Source organism: Brevundimonas sp. (assembly GCF_030704825.1).
GTDB lineage: Bacteria > Pseudomonadota > Alphaproteobacteria > Caulobacterales > Caulobacteraceae > Brevundimonas.
In genome coordinates, this window is sequence record NZ_JAUYNX010000027.1 from 15,594 (window position 1) to 35,017 (window position 19,424).

General features: G+C 68.2%; 14 protein-coding genes. 13 read left to right on the forward strand and 1 reads right to left on the reverse strand.

Annotated features, from left to right (window positions below; translation table 11 throughout):
- The first annotated feature begins 49 nt into the window (after window positions 1–49).
- Genes dnaN through gyrB form a run of 3 tightly spaced genes read left to right on the forward strand, consistent with a single transcriptional unit; the run spans window position 50 to window position 4,703 of the window.
- Window positions 50–1,153 (forward strand): DNA polymerase III subunit beta, encoded by a 1,104-nt coding sequence (gene dnaN, locus Q8Q71_RS13630; RefSeq protein ID WP_305760146.1) that lies wholly within the window; start codon window positions 50–52, stop codon window positions 1,151–1,153.
- Between the two features lie 24 nt (window positions 1,154–1,177).
- A complete protein-coding gene (locus Q8Q71_RS13635) occupies window positions 1,178–2,278 on the forward strand; it encodes a DNA replication/repair protein RecF (protein ID WP_305760147.1) in 1,101 nt (366 codons plus the stop codon).
- A gap of 40 nt (window positions 2,279–2,318) precedes the next feature.
- The gene (gene gyrB, locus Q8Q71_RS13640; RefSeq protein ID WP_371315966.1) at window positions 2,319–4,703 is read left to right on the forward strand and encodes a DNA topoisomerase (ATP-hydrolyzing) subunit B; all 2,385 of its coding nucleotides are present in this window, start codon (window positions 2,319–2,321) and stop codon (window positions 4,701–4,703) included.
- A 15-nt stretch (window positions 4,704–4,718) separates the two neighbouring features.
- Here gyrB and Q8Q71_RS13645 read toward each other — a convergent pair whose 3' ends face one another.
- Complete coding sequence (locus tag Q8Q71_RS13645; protein ID WP_305760149.1) at window positions 4,719–5,153, reverse strand: surface-adhesin E family protein; 435 nt, start codon at window positions 5,151–5,153, stop codon at window positions 4,719–4,721.
- Window positions 5,154–5,556: 403 nt separating this feature from the next.
- Here Q8Q71_RS13645 and Q8Q71_RS13650 point away from each other — a divergent pair, with 403 nt between their 5' ends.
- From Q8Q71_RS13650 to Q8Q71_RS13695, 10 genes are all read left to right on the forward strand, one after another.
- Window positions 5,557–6,981: a CmpA/NrtA family ABC transporter substrate-binding protein gene (locus Q8Q71_RS13650; protein ID WP_305760150.1), complete on the forward strand. Its 1,425-nt coding sequence runs from the start codon at window positions 5,557–5,559 to the stop codon at window positions 6,979–6,981.
- A gap of 28 nt (window positions 6,982–7,009) precedes the next feature.
- On the forward strand, window positions 7,010–8,068 hold the full coding sequence (locus Q8Q71_RS13655; protein ID WP_305760151.1) for an ABC transporter permease: 1,059 nt from the start codon (window positions 7,010–7,012) through the stop codon (window positions 8,066–8,068).
- On the forward strand, window positions 8,065–9,750 hold the full coding sequence (locus Q8Q71_RS13660) for an ABC transporter ATP-binding protein (protein ID WP_305760152.1): 1,686 nt from the start codon (window positions 8,065–8,067) through the stop codon (window positions 9,748–9,750). Before Q8Q71_RS13655 ends, Q8Q71_RS13660 begins: the two co-directional genes overlap by 4 nt.
- A gap of 52 nt (window positions 9,751–9,802) precedes the next feature.
- A complete protein-coding gene (locus tag Q8Q71_RS13665; protein ID WP_305760153.1) occupies window positions 9,803–11,011 on the forward strand; it encodes an alginate export family protein in 1,209 nt (402 codons plus the stop codon).
- A 16-nt stretch (window positions 11,012–11,027) separates the two neighbouring features.
- Entirely contained in the window at window positions 11,028–12,074 is a 1,047-nt protein-coding gene (locus Q8Q71_RS13670; protein ID WP_305760154.1) for an NAD(P)-dependent oxidoreductase, read from the forward strand.
- Window positions 12,059–12,652, forward strand: coding sequence for an ANTAR domain-containing response regulator (locus tag Q8Q71_RS13675; protein WP_305760155.1), 594 nt, complete (start codon window positions 12,059–12,061; stop codon window positions 12,650–12,652). The genes Q8Q71_RS13670 and Q8Q71_RS13675 overlap by 16 nt, the downstream gene beginning before the upstream one ends.
- On the forward strand, window positions 12,649–13,785 hold the full coding sequence (locus tag Q8Q71_RS13680) for a CmpA/NrtA family ABC transporter substrate-binding protein (RefSeq protein ID WP_305760156.1): 1,137 nt from the start codon (window positions 12,649–12,651) through the stop codon (window positions 13,783–13,785). The genes Q8Q71_RS13675 and Q8Q71_RS13680 overlap by 4 nt, the downstream gene beginning before the upstream one ends.
- Window positions 13,786–14,104: 319 nt before the next feature.
- On the forward strand, window positions 14,105–16,510 hold the full coding sequence (gene nirB / locus Q8Q71_RS13685; RefSeq protein ID WP_305760176.1) for a nitrite reductase large subunit NirB: 2,406 nt from the start codon (window positions 14,105–14,107) through the stop codon (window positions 16,508–16,510).
- Window positions 16,510–16,851, forward strand: a complete 342-nt coding sequence (nirD, locus tag Q8Q71_RS13690; RefSeq protein ID WP_305760157.1) for a nitrite reductase small subunit NirD — start codon at window positions 16,510–16,512, stop codon at window positions 16,849–16,851. Before nirB ends, nirD begins: the two co-directional genes overlap by 1 nt.
- Before the next feature lies 1 nt (window position 16,852).
- Window positions 16,853–19,423 carry a nitrate reductase gene (locus tag Q8Q71_RS13695; RefSeq protein WP_305760158.1) on the forward strand — a complete coding sequence of 857 codons (2,571 nt, stop codon included), beginning with the start codon at window positions 16,853–16,855 and terminating at the stop codon, window positions 19,421–19,423.
- Window position 19,424 lies beyond the last annotated feature (1 nt).

The window sequence follows — 19,424 nt, forward strand, 5'->3', positions numbered from 1 at the left end:
CACCGAATCCATGTGGCGTTAATACAGTTATTGTTGAGGACTCTAGTTCATGCATATCCGTCACGTTCGCAACGAGTTGCTCGGTGCCCTGCAGACCGTCGTAGGGGTCGTGGAACGCCGGCAGACCCTGCCCATCCTGAGCAATGTGTTCCTGGAAGCGAGGGACGCGGAACTGGTGGTCCGGGCCACGGACCTCGAGATCGAGATGGAGGTCAGCACGCCGGTCCAGAACCTCAAGCCCGGTAAGGTGACGGCCCCGGCACGCAAGCTCTACGACATCCTGCGAGGCCTGTCCGAGGGCGCCGAGATCAGCTTCGAGGTGGTCGAGGAAGGACGCATGCTGGTGCGTTCCGGCAAGAGCCGCTACACCCTGGCAACCCTGGGGGCCGAGGAGTTCCCTTCGCTGGCCGGGATCCAGGCGGACACGCAGCTGACCCTGACGCACAAGGCCCTGCGCGATCTGATCGAGCGGGTCTCGTTTGCCATGGCGCAGCAGGATGTCCGCTACTACCTGAACGGAATGCTGCTGCACATTGGCCCGCGTTTCGTGCGCGCGGTGGCGACCGATGGTCATCGTTTGGCGATGTCGGAGCTACTGATCGAGACCGGCCTCAAGGAGGAGCAGCAGATCATCCTGCCGCGCAAAGCCGTGCTGGAGCTGGCTCGCCTGCTGGATGGCGGCGATGCCGAGGTCACGCTGAGCATCGGTGGTGGCCAGATCCAGGTGCAGCTGCTCAACCTGCGCATCACGTCCAAGCTCATTGACGGGCGCTTCCCGGACTATGAGCGGGTGATTCCGGATTCCCAGGATCGTCGCGTGCTGGGCAATCGGGAGAAGTTGCGCTCGGCCCTGGCGCGGGCTGCGATCCTGTCCAACGAGAAGTTTCGTGGCGTCCGCCTGCAACTGGAGCCGGACCTGCTGCGGATCCAGACCCAGAACCCGGAGCGCGAGGAAGCCGAGGAAGAGGTCGAGGTGCAGCTCGAAGGCGAGAGCATGGAGATCGGCTTCAACGTCACCTATCTGCTCGATGCCCTCGACGCGATGAAGACCGAGAACTTCGTGCTTGAGCTTCGTGGCCCGGACGCCAGCGGCCTGCTGTTTGAGGCCGGCGAAACCCAGAGCAAGTACGTGGTCATGCCGATGCGCCTCTAGTCCGGAGGCGCTTCGACAGATTCGATGCGGATCACGCAGGTAGCAGCGGAATCGCTGCGCAGCTTCGAGCGCCTGCGGTTTCAGCCGCATCCCCATATCAATATCTTCCACGGCGCCAATGCCGCTGGAAAGACCACGGTCCTCGAAGCGGTTTATCTGGGGGCCAGGGCCGGCAGCTTCCGCGCTCGCCGTCTGGATGAAGTCATCCGCGAAGGCGCGACCAGCGCCAAGGTTTCGCTAGCCGTTTGCGGCGATGACTTTCCTGCACCCCCAGTTATCTGGGGTGTTTCCTGCCGACGCGGCGAGGCGCAGATTCAGCGCTTTGATGAAGCGGCGAACCGCCGCGAACTCGCCGAGGCGATTCCGGTTGCTCTGGTTGACCGTCAACTTCATCGCGTTTTTGAGGAAGGCCCGGTTTACCGCCGTCGCTATCTGGACTGGGGATTGTTCTACGTGGAACAGTCATTCTTCGGACTCTGGCGTCGCTACGAGCGAGCACTGCGGCAACGCAATCAGGCGCTGCGCCAGAAGCTCAGCCTTCGACAGATTCAGGCTTGGGAGCCAGAGTTGGTCGCGTCTGGGGAGGCCCTCCATCAATTGCGGCGCGAACACCTGACGGTCTTGGAGCAGGAAGCGCGGGTCTGGTTGATGGAGATGCTGGGCAGCGACCGCTTCAGTTTGCAGTTGGTGGCCGGCTGGGACGAAGCCGTTAGCCTGAGCAAGGCGCTCGAATCCGGTTTTGAGGGCGACCGCAAAATGGGCTTCACCCACGCCGGTCCGCATCGGGCCGAACTACGGCTGCGATTCGAGGGCCACGAAGCCCGCAGCTTCGTCAGCCGCGGACAGCAGAAGATGCTGTCGGTGGCGATGGTACTGGCCCAGGCCGCGCTGGTCGCGCGCCATCGCCAACAGCATCCGGTCATCCTGCTCGATGACCTGGAAGCCGAGCTGTCCCAGGACTGGCAAAACCGCCTGCTGGCCGCATTAAAGCGTTACCCCGGACAAAGCCTGGTGACGTCGCTAGAATGGCGTGTTGCACCGGGCGTCGCGGGACTGAGTCCCTCCGACTACCGCTTGTTCCACGTGGAACAAGGCACTCTGGGTGTCGTGGAGACGCCCCAATAGATGCGCTGAAAAGCAGCGAACACGCTGCGATTGAGTAGGAATCTCGATGTCTGACCAAGAAAACAAGTACGACGCCTCCAGTATCCAGGCTCTGGAGGGTCTGGAGGCCGTGCGCAAGCGTCCCGGCATGTACATCGGCAATACCGATGACGGTTCCGGCTTGCACCACCTGGTGTTCGAGGTGGTCGACAATTCCATCGACGAAGCCCTGGCCGGTCACTGCTCGCAGATCGACGTGATCATGCACTCGGACAGCAGCATCACCGTCACCGACAACGGTCGCGGCATTCCGGTCGATCTGCACCCCAAGTTCAACGTCTCGGCCGCCGAAGTCATCATGACCGTGCTGCACGCCGGCGGTAAGTTCAACCAGAACTCCTACAAGGTTTCTGGCGGTCTGCACGGCGTTGGTGTCTCGGCGGTGAATGCCTTGTCCAGTCGCTTGCTGCTGTCGATCTGGCGCGATGGCTTTGCCCATGAGCAGGAATACGCCTGCGGCAAACCGGCCACGCCGCTCAAGCAGTTGGGCCCGAGCGACCGCCGTGGCACCGAAGTGCGCTTCTGGCCCGACGCCAGCATCTTTAAGCTCACCGAGTTCCATTACGACATCCTGGCCAAGCGTCTGCGCGAGCTGTCCTTCCTCAATTCCGGCGTCCGCATCTGCCTGCGTGAGGAACTGACCGGACGTGAGGACGTGTTCGAGTTCAAGGGCGGCATCCAGGCCTTCGTCGAGTTCCTCAACAAGGGCAAGACTGCAGTCCATCCCACGGTCATCCACTTCAGCAACCAGCAGGAGCGGGTGACGGTGGAAGTCGCCCTGCAATGGAACGACAGCTACGAGGAGCGGGTGCTCTGCTTCACCAACAACATCCCGCAGCGCGATGGCGGCACCCATCTGTCCGGCTTCCGCACCGCGCTGACCCGCTGCCTCAACGCCTACATCGAGAAGGAAGGCCTGGCCAAGAAGGAGAAGGTCGATTTCGCCGGTGAGGATGCCCGCGAAGGCCTGACCGCGATCATCTCGATCAAGGTGCCGGAGCCGCGCTTCTCCAGCCAGACCAAGGACAAACTGGTCACTGAGGAAGTGCAGCCGGCGGTCAGCTCGGCGATGAGTGAGTCGTTCAGCAACTTCCTGGTGGAGAACCCCAAGGAATCGCGCGCCATCGCCGGCAAGATGATCGAGGCCGCCCGCGCCCGCGAAGCCGCCAAGAAGGCCCGCGAGATGACCCGCCGCAAGGGCGTGCTCGACATCGCCGGCCTGCCCGGCAAGCTGGCGGATTGCCAGGAGAAGGATCCGGCCAAATCGGAGCTGTTCATCGTCGAAGGCGATTCCGCCGGCGGCTCGGCCAAACAGGCCCGCAACCGCGAGAACCAGGCGGTCCTGCCCCTGCGCGGCAAGATCCTCAACGTCGAACGCGCCCGCTTCGACCGGATGCTGTCATCCGAACTGATCGGCACGCTCATTCTGGCGCTCGGCACCGGCATCGGCCGCGACGATTTCAACGCCGACAAGCTGCGCTATCACAAGATCATCCTGATGGCCGACGCCGACGTCGACGGCGCCCACATCCGGACCCTGCTGCTGACCTTCTTCTACCGCCAGATGCCAGAGCTGATCGAGCGCGGCCACGTCTATATCGCCCAGCCGCCGCTCTACAAGGTCGCCAAGGGCAAGCAGTCCCGCTACCTCAAGGACCAGTCCGAGATGGACTCCTACCTGATCGAGGAAGGATCATCCGAGGCCGAGCTGGACCTGCCGACCGGCGAGCGCCGCACGGGTCTCGACCTGCAGGCCCTCGTGCGCGAGGCCAAGGCCTTCAAGGCCGGGGTCGACCGCCTGTCGCAGCGCGCCCCGGCCTTCGCCGTCGAACAGGCGGCCCTGGCCGGCCTGTTCGACGAGGACCCCGCCGACCCGTCGAAGGCCGCCGCCCGCCTCAACCTCTACGCCGAGGAAGGCGATGGCGAATGGACCGGCCAGCCCGGCGCCCAGGGGGCCGTGGCCTTCGAACGGGTGCGCCGCGCCGTCACCGAACGCATCGTGCTGGAAGAGGCTCTGATCCGCTCGCTGGACGCCCGTCGCCTGTCCGAACGCTCGGCCGCCTTCGAGGGCCTGTTCGACAGGCCCGCCACCTTCCGGCGCAAGGACAAGACCGTCACCGTCCGCGGCCCGCTGGACCTGCTCGAGGCGGTCCTCGACGCCGGCAAGAAGGGCATCGCCATCCAGCGCTACAAGGGCCTGGGCGAGATGAACCCGGAACAGCTGTGGGAAACCACGCTCGACGCCAACGCCCGCACCCTGCTGAAGGTGCAGGTCGAGCATCAGGAAGATGCATCGGATCTGTTCGCCAAACTGATGGGCGACGTGGTCGAGCCGCGCCGGGAGTTCATCCAGGCCAATGCGCTCGACGCGGCGGTGGACGCCTGACGACCCGGCCGGGTCCTAGTTCCGGCCGGCGTCGATGAAAGCCCTGACGGTGGCCCAGATCGGCGGCTGGGCGCGGACGCCGTCGCATACGATCGCCTTGATGAACGCCGGCGATGTGTTGGGGCGCACGTCTTCCCAGGCCGCGCCTTCCTCGGGATAGCGACCGATCTCCGCGCCGTCGGGGCCGTATTCCACCATGCCGGCCGTCCGCCATTTGCTTGTGCCGCACTGGATCTCGTAGGTCTCGACGGTGTGGCTGTAGTCGCCCGCGTCGCCGGCGCGGGGCGCCGTCGCCGCCAGCACCGTGGTGGTGTCGCCGTTCACGACGATGCTGTCGACGTCGGCCATGAAGACATTGTTCTGGCTGCGGGCGAACGGATGCCACTCCTCAGCCGCGGCGGACGTCCCACCGGCCGCCAGAACGATCAGGCTCAATACAAGATATTTCACGATGACCTCCCCGGATCCCCCTGCCCATGATGCTCCCCCGGACAACTTTGGCAAGGGTGGACAAGGGCCCTGGTCGATGGTCGACCGGCGGACGATCCGTGTGACGCCGGGCGTGCTCTGGACCGCCCCGGCGCCCGGGAAGCGGCGCCGGCGACCAGCAAGCCCCCGGACGTCGATCGCCGGGTTTCGGTACTTGTGCAGTGCAACATTCCGTGTAACCAATAGGGCGTCATACGTTTGAACGTGGCGCCTGACGGTTCGTCCCCAATGAGGGGAGACGCTCCGGACATTCAGCAGATTTCGGCAATGAAGCCGCCCGGGGGCGCTCTGACATGAGCCGCGCCGAGGCGGCTTTTCCGCGTCCGCGATCCGACCCGATTTTGCGACCTGGTGAACGACAGGAATGAAGATGATCGACAAGCGCAAGTTTCTGACCGCCGGGGGCTCGCTGCTCCTGACTTCGAGCGCTGCGGCCCTGCTGGCCGGTTGCGGGGACAGGAAGGCGACGCCGGGCGCGGCGCCCGCGACGCCCGGAGCGGTCGAGAAACCGAGTCTCACGCTGGGATTCATCAAGCTGACGGACATGGCTCCGCTGGCCATCGCCAAGGAAAAGGGCTTCTTCGCCGAGGAGGGGCTGAACGTCGCCCTGGAGCCGCAGGCCAACTGGAAGGTGCTGCTGGACGGCGTCATCGGCGGGCAACTGGACGCGGCGCACATGCTGGCCGGTCAGCCGATCGCGGCGACCATCGGCCTGGGGACCCGGGCGGAGCTGATCGCCCCCCTGTCGCTGGACCTGAACGGCAACGCAGTCACGGTGTCGAACCGCATCTGGGCCCAGATCGAACCGACCCTGCCCAAGGGCGCCGACGGCCGGCCGACGCACCCGATCCCGGCCTCGGTCTTGCGGCCCGTGGTCGACCGGTTCCGGTCGGAGGGCAAACCGCTGAAATTCGGCATGGTCTTCCCGGTCTCGACCCATAATTACGAGCTTCGCTACTGGCTGGCGGCGGGTGGGATCCATCCGGGCTTCTATCTCCCCGGCGATGTGGGGGGCACGACGGGGGCGGACATCCAGCTGTCGGTGACGCCCCCGCCGCAGATGCCGGCGACGCTCGAGGCCGGCACCATCGAGGGCTATTGCGTCGGGGAGCCGTGGAACCAGGCGGCGGTCAAGAAGAGGATCGGCGTGCCGATCATCACCGACCACGACATCTGGGCCCGGAATCCGGAAAAGGTCCTGGGCATGACCAGGGCCTTCGCCGCGCGGCATCCGGCGACCACCACCGCGCTGATCCGGGCGATCATCAAGGCCCAGCACTGGCTGGACGCCGACGATGGCGCCAACCGCTCAGAGGCGGTGCAGATCCTGGCGCGGCCCAACTATGTCGGCGCCGACGCCGAGGTGATCGCGGCCTCGATGACGGGACAGTTCACCTACGCGCCGGGCGACACCCGGCCGGCGCCCGATTTCAACATCTTCTTCCGCGACTTCGCCGGCTATCCGTTCGCCTCGGACGCGGTCTGGTATCTGACCCAGATGCGGCGCTGGGGGCAGATCGCCGAGGACCATCCCGATCAGTGGTATGTCGACACGGCCAGGGCCGTGTACCGGGCCGATCTCTATCTGGCGGCGGCCAACTCCCTGGCGGCCGAGGGCGCGATTCCGGCGGCCTCCATCCCGACGACCGACGGGTTCAAGGGCGTGCAGACGGGCTTCATCGACGGCGTCGCCTACGACGGGCGGGCGCCCAACGCCTATCTGGCGAAATTCGCGATCGGCCTGAAGGCAGGGCAGACGGTCACCGCCGCCGGCGTTTCGGCGGCGTGATCGAATCGCGGGGATGCAGGAGATGACGATGAGCCAGCTCAAGTCCGCGGCCGGATCGATCGAGAAGTCGTTCAAACGGCCCACGCCGACGGTGCTCGAAACCACCCTCCAGAAAACGCCGAAGGCGCAGCCGCCCGGTGGGGCGGGTCCTGTTTCGGGGTTCGCGGCGGTCGGTCCAAAAGCCCGGGCGGTGATCCTGCCCATGGTCGGGATCGTGGTCTTCATCCTGTTGTGGGCGCTGACCGCGCCGATGGTGAAGACCTCGCTGGGCGCCTTGCCGGGACCGGTCGCCGTGGCCGGGCAAGGCGTGTCGCTGGTCGGGGAATGGCGGGCGGGACAGGCCGAAAAGTCGGCGTTCTACACCGCCCAGTCCGACCGCAACGCCGCACTCCAGGCCGCCGGTCGCGGGAGCGAGGCGCAGCATTTCCGGTATTCGGGCTCGCCCGGCTTCATCGATCAGATCTTCACCTCGCTGTTCACCGTGGCGTTCGGGTTCGGCCTGGCGTCCCTGGTCGCGACGCCGCTGGGCCTGGTCTGCGGTCTGTCGAAGGGGTTCAACGCCGCGTTCAATCCGCTGGTGCAGATCTTCAAGCCGATCAGCCCGCTGGCCTGGCTGCCCATCGTGACCATGGTGGTGTCGGCGACGATGACCAGTCCCGATCCGATGCTGCCCAAGAGTTTCGTCATCTCGGCCATCGTGGTGATGCTGTGCTCGCTGTGGCCGACGCTGATCAATACGGCGGTGGGCGCGGCCTCCATCGACAAGGACCTGCTGAACGTCGGCCGGGTGTTGCGTCTCAGCCCTTACGCCCGGCTGCGGCGGCTGATCCTGCCGTCGGCGCTGCCCTACATCTTCACCGGCATGCGTCTTTCGCTGGGCGTGGGCTGGATGGTGCTGATCGCCGCTGAAATGCTGGCCCAGAACCCGGGTCTCGGAAAGTTCGTCTGGGACGAGTTCCAGAATGGCAGCGAACAGTCGCTGGCGCGAATCATGTTCGCGGTCATCGTCATCGGCGTGATCGGCTTCCTGCTCGACCGGCTGATGATGGCGCTGCAGGCGCTGGCCTCGCGGAACCACGGGAAATGAGGCCCCCGATCCTGTCGTTGAGAGGCCTGTCCAAATCCTGGGTCGGCGCCTCCGGCGAGGAGACCCGGGTGCTGGCCGGCGTCGACCTGGAGGTCGAGGAGGGCGAGTTCATCGCGGTCCTGGGCTTCTCCGGCGCCGGCAAGACCACCCTGGTTTCCGCCATCGCCGGGCTGATCCAGCCGGACGCCGGCCAGATCCTGATCCGGGGCGCGCCCTGCGCCGGACCGGGACCGGATCGGGGCGTGGTGTTCCAGAGTTACTCGCTGTTCCCCTGGCTGACAGTCGAGCAGAACGTGCGGCTGGCCGTCGACGCCGTCCATCGGTCCATGCCCGCGGACGAGCGCGCCGAACTGACGCGGTCCACGGTGAACCTGGTCGGCCTGGGTCACGCCCTGGACCGGAAACCCGCCCAGCTGTCGGGCGGAATGCGCCAGCGGGTCGCGGTGGCGCGAGCCCTGGCGACGAAACCTGAAATCCTGCTGCTGGACGAGCCGCTGTCGGCGCTGGACGCCCTGACGCGGGCCAAACTCCAGGACGAGATCGAGCGCATCCGCGGCCAGGAAAGGCGCACCATCTTCCTGGTCACCAACGACGTGGACGAAGCCCTCCTGCTGGCCGACCGGATCGCGGTCCTGACCCCGGCTCCCGAGGCCCATATCGGCCGGATCTTCGAGGTCGGCCTCGCCCGGCCGCGCGTCCGCACCGACCTCAACCACGACGAGGCCTACAAGGCGCTGCGGAACGAGATCGTCGGCTATCTCGGGCGTCTCGCCGGCGGGGTGAAGGAGACGGCGCCGTCCAATGTGATCGATCTGCCGACCGTGACGCCGCTGGACCTGACGGCGCCGCCCAAGGCCTACCAGGACGCGGCCTACAGCCCGATCAACCGGCGCTATCTCGAGTTCTACAACCTGTCCAGGGTCTATCCGAGCCCGAAGGGCCCGCTGACGGTCGTGGAGAACATCAACCTGCTGATGGACCGCGGCGAGTTCATCTCCCTGATCGGACATTCGGGGTGCGGCAAGTCGACGGTGCTGACGATGGCCGCGGGACTGAACCGGATCTCGGACGGCGGCATCGTGCTCAACGGGCGCGAAATCGAGATCGCCGGACCGGACAAGGCGGTGGTGTTCCAGTCCCCGTCGCTGATGCCCTGGCTGACGGCGCGCCAGAACGTGGCTCTGGGGGTCGAGCGGGTCTATCCCCACGCGACGCGGGCCGAACGGGCCGACATCGTCGCCTACTACCTGGAGCGGGTCGGCCTGGGCGACGCGATGGACAAGATGGCGGCCGACCTGTCCAGCGGCATGCGCCAGAGGGTCGGCATCGCCCGGGCCTTCGCCCTGTCGCCCCGGCTTCTGCTGCTCGACGAGCCGTTCGGGATGCTGGACAGCCTGACGCGATGGGACCTGCAGGACGTGCTGGTCGAGGTCTGGAACCGCACCAGGGTCACCACCGTCATGGTCACCCATGACGTCGACGAGGCCATCCTGCTGGCCGACCGGGTGGTGATGATGACCAACGGACCCAACGCCACGATCGGCAGGGTGCTGAAGGTCGATCTGCCGCGCCCGCGCGACCGGCGGGCTCTGCTGGGCCACCCACAGTTCTACGCGTATCGCGAGGAGGTGCTGCAATTCCTGGCCGACTATGAACACGGCGCGCACGCCGACGCCGCCTGATCGTCCTCTCCCGATCAGCGGCGACTGACCTTTCACATCCATGGGGGATGCCATGAAGATGCTCGAACTCGCTCTCGGCGGAGCTCTGTTCGCCGCCCTGTCGACGCCCGCGCTGGCCCAGACCGCCCCGCCCCGGGACGGGATCACGCCGATCGTCGAGGGCCGGGTGCGCTATGAGGGCGTGGACCGCGACGAACCCCTGACCGACGCGGACGCGGTCACGGCGCGGCTGCGGCTCGGATTCGAGGCGAGAAAGGGCGTCTGGTCGTTGCTGGCCGAGGCCGAGGGCGTGCTGGCGTTCGCCGACGACTACAACGACACCAACGCCGGCAACGGCGTCGAGCCGTTCGCGATCATCGCCGATCCGGCGAACCTCGAGCTGAACCGGCTGCAGGTTCAGTACAGGACCGCGCCCCTGACCATCACCCTCGGTCGGCAGAGGATCAATCTGGACGACCAGAGGTTCGTCGGATCGGCGGGCTGGCGCCAGAGCGAACAGACGTTCGACGCCGTTCGGGCCGAGGGAGCCGTCGGGCCGGTCAGGCTGGACCTGACCTACAGCAATGCGCAGCGCACGGTCTTCGGCGCCGACGCCGGGCCGCGCGAGAGCTTCGACGGCGAATTCGTCTTTCTCGGCGCCGGGTTGTCGGCGGGGCCGGTGACGCTGAAGGCCTTCGGCTATCTGCTGGATTTCGACGAGGCGATCCAGTTCGCCAATTCCAGCGACACCTTCGGGCTGCGCGCCACCGGGGCGATCCCGCTGGCCGGCCATGCCCCGATCACGATCGCCGCGAGCTATGCGCGCCAGACCGACGCCGGGTCCAATCCCGGAAACTACGACGCCGACTACCTGGCGCTCGACGTCGGCGGGGCGGTCGCCGGGTTCACGGTCAATGCGGGTTACGAACAGCTCGGGGCCGACAACGGGCGCGGCTTCCAGACCCCGCTGGCGACGCTGCACAAGTTCAACGGCTGGGCCGACGTCTTCCTGACCACGCCCGCGCAGGGGCTTCAGGACGCCTACGTCAGCGTCGGGCGGCGCTTCGCGAACGTCACCGGACTGCCGGGCCTGAACGCGGTCGTCACCTATCACGACTTCACCAGCGACGTCGGCGGGATCGACTACGGGACCGAGTGGGACGCCCAGATCGGCTACAAGCCGGGCAAGTTCGGCGTCGCCGCCAAATATGCGAACTACCAGGCCGAGGGCTTTTCGGTCGACGTCCGGAAGATCTGGCTCCAGCTGGAATGGGCGCTGTGATCGGGCGCGGCGGCTGATGCGGGTCTTTCTCGCCGGCATCCCGCTGGAAGGCGCGCGGGTCGTGGTGATCGGCGGCGGCGAGGCGGCGCTGGCCAAGCTTCGGCTGTTTGTCGGCTCGCCCGCCGATCTGGTCTGGTTCGCGCCGGGCGATGCGCCGGGCGCCGACCGGAGGCCTCAGGGCGCGCCCTCCCCTTTCGCCCGGACGCCGACGCCGGAGGACCTGGCCGGCGCGCGGCTGGTCTTCGTGGCTCTGGACGATGAGGCCGAGGCCTCACGGGTCGCCGGGCTGGCGCGGGCCGCGGGAGCGCAGGTCAATGTCGTCGATCGTCCGGGGTTGAGCGATTTCCAGACGCCCGCGCTGATCGACCGGGACCAGGTCGTCATCGGCGTCGCCACCGGCGGGGCGGCTCCGATCCTGGCCCGCGACGTCCGCGCCAGGATCGAGGGGGTTCTGCCGGAAGCGCTCGGGCCCCTGGCCGCGCTGGCCGGACGGATCAGGGAACGCGTCAAGGCCGGCGCGCCGGACTTCCTGGCGCGCCGCCGGTTCTGGGAGAAGGCGTTCCGGGGGGCCGCGGCGGATATGGTCGCGGAGGGACGGATCGAGGCGGCGCACGACGAAATGATCCGGCTGCTGGACGCGGCGGCGCCCGGGGCCGGCGTCGTCCATCTTCTGGGGTCGGGGACGGGCGATCCCGAACTGCTGACCCTCAAGGCGCTCCGGATTCTGCAGGACGCCGATGTGATCCTGCATGACGCCGGAGTTCCGCCCGGCGTTCTGGCGCGGGCCAGGCGGGATGCGCCCCGGCGTGATGTGTCGGCGATGACCGCGCCGGAGGTCCGGGACCTGATCGCCGGACACCTGGCGCAGGGCGAGCGGGTCGTGCGGCTCTACGTCGGCGATCCCGGGGCGCCCGGGCCGGCGGCGTGCGAGCGCGGCGCCCTGAAGGACACAGGCGTCGAGGCCTTCGTCATCCCCGTCGTCCCGGACCCCCGCCACGTCTGGACTCTTGATGACCGCCACGGCTTACTCGTTCCGGGACCTTCAGATTGCGTATCGCCATAGTCGATGACAGCGGACTGCGTGCGGCCATCCTGAAAGAGGGACTGGCCGAGGCGGGCTATACCGACATCGAGGTCGTGGCCCCTCACGGCGGCTTCGTCGCCCGGCTCGAGCGGATGGCTCCGGACATCGTGCTGATGGACCTGGGCGACCCCAGCCGCGACGCGCTCGAGGAAATGCTGACCGTCAGCCGCGCCCTGGCCCGGCCCATCGCCATGTTCGTGGACCGGTCCGACGACGCCATGATCGGCGCCGCCATTGACGCGGGCGTGTCGGCCTATGTCGTCGACGGCCTGCGCAAGGAACGGGTCAGGCCGATCCTGGAACTGGCCATTCGCCGGTTCAACGCCTTCAACGCCCTGAGGGTGGAGCGCGACGACGCCATCACGGCCCTGGCCGACCGCAAGACGCTGGATCGGGCCAAGGCCATACTGATGCAGGGCCGCGGCCTGACCGAGCCCGAGGCCCACGCCCTGTTGCGCTCCACCGCCATGAACCAGAGCCGCCGCATCGTGGAGGTGGCCGAGGCCCTGATCACGGCCCACGCCCTGCTGGACCCGCCCAAAGGAACAGGCCGATGACCCCGATCTCCATCGCCTTCCTGCCCCTGACCGACAGCGCCGTCCTGGTGGCGGCGAAGGAACAGGGGTTCGCCGCCGAGGCCGGCCTCGATCTGAATCTGGTCCGCAGCACGTCCTGGGCGACGGTGCGGGACCGGCTGGTCTATGGCCAGGTGCAGGCCGCGCACATGCTGGCGCCGCTCGCCGTCGCGGTGACCCTGGGCCTGAGCCAGCAGCCCGCGCCGCTGGTCGCGCCCTTCCGCCTGAACCTGAACGGCAACGCCCTGACCCTGTCGCCGGAGTTCGCCGCGGCCCTGGATCCGGTGCTGGCCAACCGGGTCGAGGACCCGGTCGCGACCGCCCATGATTTCGCCTCGGCGATCGGCATGCACCGCAGGAAGCCGGTCATCGGGGTCGTGCACCGGTTTTCGACCCACGCCCTGATGCTGCGCTACTGGCTGGGGTTCGCCGGGGTCGATCCGGACCGGGATTTGACGCTCAGGGTCCTGCCGCCGTCCCTGATGGTGGAGGCGCTGCGCGCCGGAGAGATCGACGGCTTCATCGCCGGCGAGCCGTGGAACAGCGTCGCCGTGGCGGAGGGACTGGGCCAGATCGCCGCCTTCGGATCGCGGCTGTGGCGCCGCGGGGTCGAAAAGGTGCTGGCGATGCGGGCCGACTGGACCGAGACCCGTCCCGAGGCGCTGGACGCCCTGCTGGTCGCGCTGGACCGGTCGGCGGCCTGGTGCGACGCGCCGGAGAACCATCCGGCGCTGGCGGCGATGCTGGCCGCGCCGGCCTATGTGAACCGGCCGGTCGAGGTCATAACGCCGGCCCTGTCCGGGCGCCTCGTTCTGGGTCGGGGCGAGCCGCCGCTGTCCGAACCGGACTTCCTGATGCTGCACCGCGAGGCCGCCAACGCCCCGTCGCCCGACCATGGCCTCTGGATCTACTCGCAGTTCGTCCGTTGGGGGATGGTCGAAGCGTCAGACGCTGCGCAGGCGGCCGCGGCCGCTGTCTTCAGGCCCGACCTGTATCGCCGCGCCGTGGTCGACAGGACGCTCCCGGGGCCGGTCGAGGGATTTTTCGACAACAGACCCTTCGATCCGGCCCGCATCGACGACTATGTGGGGGCCTTCAAGCCGGGCCAGGCCTGACCGGCCGGATTGCTGCACTGCAAAATATCCCCTTGCCGCATGAGGTGAAACGAGTCACCTTCGGAATCCGGGGCAAGGACGCCCCGGCGTTTTCGGACTTCCACCGCAGGATCGTCCGACCATCGCACCCCTGACCTGCGTCAGGCCCGGGGTGATCGAGATTTGGCAAAGCCGCCATGCAGCCGCTGGGAAAACCAGCGTCCGCATGGCGGCTTTTTCGTTTTGAGGCCCCGGAATGGACGGTTTCACAAGGACCATGGAGCGCCGGGCGGCCCTGCCGCTGGAGGCCCGGGAGCATCTGGTCGTCATCGGCAACGGCATGGCCGGGTGTCGGGCGGTCGAGGAACTGCTGGCGCGGGACGCCGGGCGGTATCGCGTCACCATCTTCGGGGCCGAGCCCCATGTGAACTACAACCGGATCATGCTGTCCCCGGTGCTGGCGGGCGAGAAGACGTTCGACCAGATCGTGATCAACGACCGGGCCTGGTACGACGACAATTCCATCGAGCTGATCGTTTCGGACCCCGTCGAGGCTATCGATCGGGCGGAAAAGACGGTGACGGCGCGGTCGGGGCGGGTCGTCGGCTATGACCGGCTGCTGATCGCGACGGGGTCAGATCCCGTCATCATCCCGGTCCCGGGTCACACGCTGGACGGGGTGATCAGCTTTCGCGACATGACGGACGTCGACCGCATGGTGGCGGCCGCGGACGCGGGCGGAGACGCCGTGGTCATCGGCGGAGGGCTTCTGGGCCTCGAGGCCGCGCACGGTCTCACCCTGCGCGGCATGAAGGTCACCGTCATCCACCTGATGCCGACCCTGATGGAGCGTCAGCTCGACGAGGCCGCCGGCTGGCTGCTGAGGTCGGCGCTGGAAGGGCGGGGACAGACGATCGTGACCGGCGGCGACACCGCCGAGATCGTCGGCGAGACCCGGGTGGAAGGCGTGCGGCTCAAGGACGGGCGGCTGATCCCGGCCTCGCTGGTGGTCATGGCCGTCGGCATCCGGCCCAATGTCCGGCTCGCGCGGGAGGCCGGACTGGCGGTCGGGCGCGGAATCCATGTCGACGACCACATGGCGACGTCCGATCCGGCGGTGCTGGCGGTCGGGGAATGCGTCGAGCACGAGGGTCAGGTCTATGGCCTGGTCGCGCCGCTGTGGGACATGTGCCGGGCGCTGGCCGACGGCCTGACCGGGCGGCACACGGGCTATCGCGGCTCGGTCACCTCCACCCGGCTCAAGGTCTCCGGAATCGACGTGTTTTCCGCCGGCGACTTCTCGGGCGGGGAGGGCGCCCAGGACATCGTGCTGCGGGACGCCTCGCGCGGCGTCTACAAGCGGGTCGTGGTCAGGGAGGACCGCATCGTCGGCGCGGTGCTGTACGGCGATACCGGCGACGGGGGCTGGTATTTCGACCTGATGAGGAAGGCGGAGGACATCAGCGCCGTCCGCGACATGCTGATCTTCGGCCAGGCCTTCGCCCTCGGAGGTGGGGCCGGGGACCCTAACGCGGCCGTTGCGGCGCTCTCGGACGACGCCGAGATCTGCGGCTGCAACGGCGTTTCCAAGGGCCGGGTGGTCACGGCGATCACGGAGGGGGCGGCGACGCTGGACGCCGTGCGGTCAGGCTGCAAGGCCTCGGCGAGCTGCGGGTCCTGCACCGGCCTGGTCGAGAGCCTGCTGGCGGTGACGCTGGGCGACGACTACGGCGGCGAGCGGGCCGTCAGGACGATGTGCAAATGCACCAGCTTCGGCCACGACGACGTCCGTCGCGAGATCCTGGCCCAGGCCATGCGGTCGATCCCCGAGGTGATGCAGAGGCTGCACTGGTCCACCCCCGACGGCTGTTCCACCTGCCGGCCGGCGCTGAACTACTACCTCCTGTGCGCGCTGCCGGGCGAATATGACGACGACCAGCAGAGCCGGTTCGTCAACGAACGGATGCACGCCAACATCCAGAAAGATGGCACATACTCCGTCGTGCCGCGGATGTGGGGCGGGGTCACCAGTCCGCGCGAACTGCGCGCCATCGCCGACGTGGTCGAGAAATACGACGCCCCCCTGGTCAAGGTCACGGGCGGCCAGCGACTCGATATCTTCGGGATCAGGAAGGCCGACCTGCCGGCCGTCTGGGCCGATCTGAACGCCGCCGGGATGGTCTCGGGCCACGCCTACGGCAAGTCGCTCAGGACGGTGAAGACCTGCGTCGGCTCGGACTGGTGCCGGTTCGGCACCCAGGACTCGACCGGTCTGGGCATCCAGACCGAGCGGATGACCTGGGGCAGCTGGATGCCGCACAAGTTCAAGATCGCGGTCTCGGGGTGCCCCCGCAACTGCGCCGAGGCGACGATCAAGGACTTCGGGGTCATCTGCGTCGACAGCGGCTATGAACTCCACGTCGGCGGCAACGGCGGCATCAAGGTCCGGGTCACGGATCTGCTGTGCAAGGTCGCGACCGAGGCGGAGGCGTTGCACTACTGCGCCGCCTTCATCCAGCTGTACCGCGAGGAGGCGCGGTATCTGGAGCGCACAGCGCCCTGGATCGAACGGGTCGGGCTGGAGACGATCAGGGCGCGTATCGTCGACGACGCCGGGGGCCGCGACGCCCTGGCCGCGCGGTTCCACCATTCGCAGCGCTTCAGCCAGGACGACCCGTGGGCGGCGCGGGCGAACGGCGCCGAAAGCGAGCAGCACCGGCCGCTCAGCCTGACGGAGCCCGCGTGATGGCCGCCGGTCGCTGGATCGACGTCGGGCGGGTCGAGGACATTCCCCGACGCGGCGCCCGGACCGTCGTCATCCCGGGCGGCGACGAGATCGCCGTCTTCCGTGCGGGGGACGACGCCGTCTTCGCCCTGATCAACCGCTGCCCGCACAAGGGCGGCCCGCTGAGCCAGGGGATCGTGCACGGCCACAGCGTCGCCTGTCCGCTGCACAACTGGAACATCGCCCTGGCGACAGGTGAAGCGCAGGGCCCCGACAGCGGCTGCACGCCGACGGTCGAGGTCCGGATCACGGATGGACGGATCCTGATCGCCGCCGCCGCGACCCTGATCGAAATGGTCTGAAGTGACGGGGCCGGTCTCCACCACCTGTCCGTATTGCGGCGTCGGATGCGGCGTCATGGCGACCGTGACCGGCGACAGGACGGTGGAGATCGCCGGAGACCGCGACCATCCGGCCAACGGCGGCCGGCTGTGCTCCAAGGGCACGCATCTGGGCGAGACCGTGGGGCTGGAGGGCCGGCTGCTGCATCCGATGATCGGCGATCGCCGGGCGGGCTGGGACGAGGCGCTCGATCTGATCGCCGGGCGCTTCTCCGCGGCGATCGCCGAACACGGCCCCGACAGCGTCGCCTTCTACGTCTCGGGCCAGTTGCTGACCGAGGACTACTACGTCGCCAACAAGCTGATGAAGGGGTTCATCGGCTCGGCCAATATCGACACCAATTCGCGGCTGTGCATGTCCAGCGCGGTGGCGGCGCATCTGAGGGCGTTCGGCGAGGATGTCGTGCCGGCCTGCTACGACGACCTGGAGCAGGCCGATCTGATCGTCCTGACGGGATCCAACACCGCCTGGTGCCACCCGATCGTCTGGCAGCGGATCGAGGCGGCGCGGGCGGCGCGGGGCGCCAAACTGGTCGTCATCGACCCGCGCCGGACCGAGACCGCCGACCTGGCCGACCTGCATCTGGCCCTGCGGCCGGGCAGCGACGTGGCCCTGTTCAACGGCCTGCTGGCAGGGCTGAAGGCGCGCGGCGCCCTGGACCGGAGCTATCTGTCCGCGCAGGTCGCCGCGCCCGAAGGCTTCTGGGACGCTCTGGAACGCGGGGGCGGGCTCGAGGGTACCGCCGCGGCCTGCGACCTTTCGCGCGCCGAACTGGAGACCTTCGTCGATCTGGTCGCCGATCATCCGCGCATGGTCACCCTGTTCAGCCAGGGCGTGAACCAGTCGACGCAGGGCACGGACAAGGCCAACGCCATCATCAACGTCCATCTGGCGACCGGCCGCATCGGCAAGCCGGGGGCCGCGCCCTTCTCGATCACCGGCCAGCCCAATGCGATGGGCGGCCGCGAGGTCGGGGGGCTGGCCGCGACCCTGGCCGCGCACATGGATTTCGCGGCGGACAATGTGGATCGGGTGCGCCGGTTCTGGCGCGCGCCGAGCATGGCGACGAGCCCCGGCCTGAAGGCCGTCGACCTGTTCGGGGCGGTGGGCGACGGGCGGGTCAAGGCGATCTGGATCATGGCCACCAATCCGGCGGTCAGCATGCCCGACGCCGGCGCGGTGCGGGCGGCGCTGGCCGCCTGTCCGTTCGTGGTGGTGTCCGACATGATGGCGGACACCGACACCGGCCGGTTCGCCCACGCCCGCCTGCCTGCGGCCGCCTGGGGCGAGAAGGACGGCACGGTCACCAATTCCGAACGGATGATCAGCCGCCAGCGTCCGTTCTTCGCGGCGCCGGGCGAGGCGCGGGCTGACTGGCGGGCGCTGGCCGATGTCGCGCGTCGCATGGGCCATGGCGCGGCGTTCGGCTGGGATACGCCCGGTCAGGTGTTCGACGAGCACTGCCGGCTGACGGCATTCGAGAACAACGGCGCGCGCAGACTCGATCTGTCGCCTCTGATCGGCATGGATGAAGCCGCGTACGCGGCTCTGGAGCCGACCCGCTGGGGCCGGGATCGCGAGTTCGCCGACGGCCGGTTCTCGACCCCCGACGGTCGGGCCCGAATGGTCGCGGTGACGCAACAGCCGCTGACTGCGAACGGCATGACCCTGAACACCGGCCGGTATCGCGATCAGTGGCACACGATGAGCCGTACCGGCCTGTCGCCGCGCCTGTCGCAACACCGGCGTGAACCCCTGGTCGAGGTGCATCCCGACGACGCGGCCCGGCTCGGGCTGGCCGAGGGCGATCTCGCGACAGTGACGACGGCGCGGGGCCGCAGCGTGTTCCGCGTCTCGGTCACCGACGCCCAGCGCCGCGGCGAGGCCTTCGTTCCGATCCACTGGACCGACCGAACGGGCTCCGGCGGGCGGACGGGACTGCTGCCGGACGCCTCGGTCGATCCGGTCTCGGGCCAGCCGGGGTTCAAGCTGACGGCCATGACCCTGGCGCAGCTTCGGACCGAATGGCGGGCTTTTCTGATCGTGCGGGGAACGCCGGCTGTCGAGCCCGACTGCGTCTGGTGGGCTGCGGCGGCCGTGCCGGGCGGGCGGCTGATCGAACTGGCCGGCGACGGAGACCCCTCCGTTCTCGAGGCCCTGTTGCCGAAAGGCGAGCGAATGACCGCCGTCGACCCGGCGCGCGGTTCCTTGCGGACGGGGATCCTGGCCGATGGCCGGTTGCAGGGCGCGCTGTTCGTGGCCCGGGACGGATCCCTGCCCGGTCGGGACTGGCTGATCGCCCAATTGTCCGAGGCGGCCGCGCCGTCGGGTCTGCTGGCCGGACGGGCGCCCGGGCCGGCCGCGGATCGCGGACCGATCGTCTGCGTCTGTTTCGACGTCGGCGCCCGCACGATCCTGACCGCCATCGCCGCCCGCAGCCTGACCACGGTCGCCGAGGTCGGCGCGGCCCTGTCGGCCGGAACGAACTGCGGCTCCTGCCGTCCCGCCATCGCCAGACTGATCGCCGCCTGAG

Bases quoted from the DNA above. Each gene is read 5' to 3' on its own strand.
- dnaN (WP_305760146.1), top strand. From the start codon at position 50: ATGCATATCCGTCACGTTCGCAACGAGTTGCTCGGTGCCCTGCAGACC.
- Q8Q71_RS13635 (WP_305760147.1), top strand. From the start codon at position 1,178: ATGCGGATCACGCAGGTAGCAGCGGAATCGCTGCGCAGCTTCGAGCGC.
- Q8Q71_RS13650 (WP_305760150.1), top strand. From the start codon at position 5,557: ATGAAGATGATCGACAAGCGCAAGTTTCTGACCGCCGGGGGCTCGCTG.
- Q8Q71_RS13655 (WP_305760151.1), top strand. From the start codon at position 7,010: ATGAGCCAGCTCAAGTCCGCGGCCGGATCGATCGAGAAGTCGTTCAAA.
- Q8Q71_RS13660 (WP_305760152.1), top strand. From the start codon at position 8,065: ATGAGGCCCCCGATCCTGTCGTTGAGAGGCCTGTCCAAATCCTGGGTC.
- Q8Q71_RS13665 (WP_305760153.1), top strand. From the start codon at position 9,803: ATGAAGATGCTCGAACTCGCTCTCGGCGGAGCTCTGTTCGCCGCCCTG.
- Q8Q71_RS13670 (WP_305760154.1), top strand. From the start codon at position 11,028: ATGCGGGTCTTTCTCGCCGGCATCCCGCTGGAAGGCGCGCGGGTCGTG.
- Q8Q71_RS13680 (WP_305760156.1), top strand. From the start codon at position 12,649: ATGACCCCGATCTCCATCGCCTTCCTGCCCCTGACCGACAGCGCCGTC.
- nirB (WP_305760176.1), top strand. From the start codon at position 14,105: ATGGCCGGGTGTCGGGCGGTCGAGGAACTGCTGGCGCGGGACGCCGGG.
- nirD (WP_305760157.1), top strand. From the start codon at position 16,510: ATGGCCGCCGGTCGCTGGATCGACGTCGGGCGGGTCGAGGACATTCCC.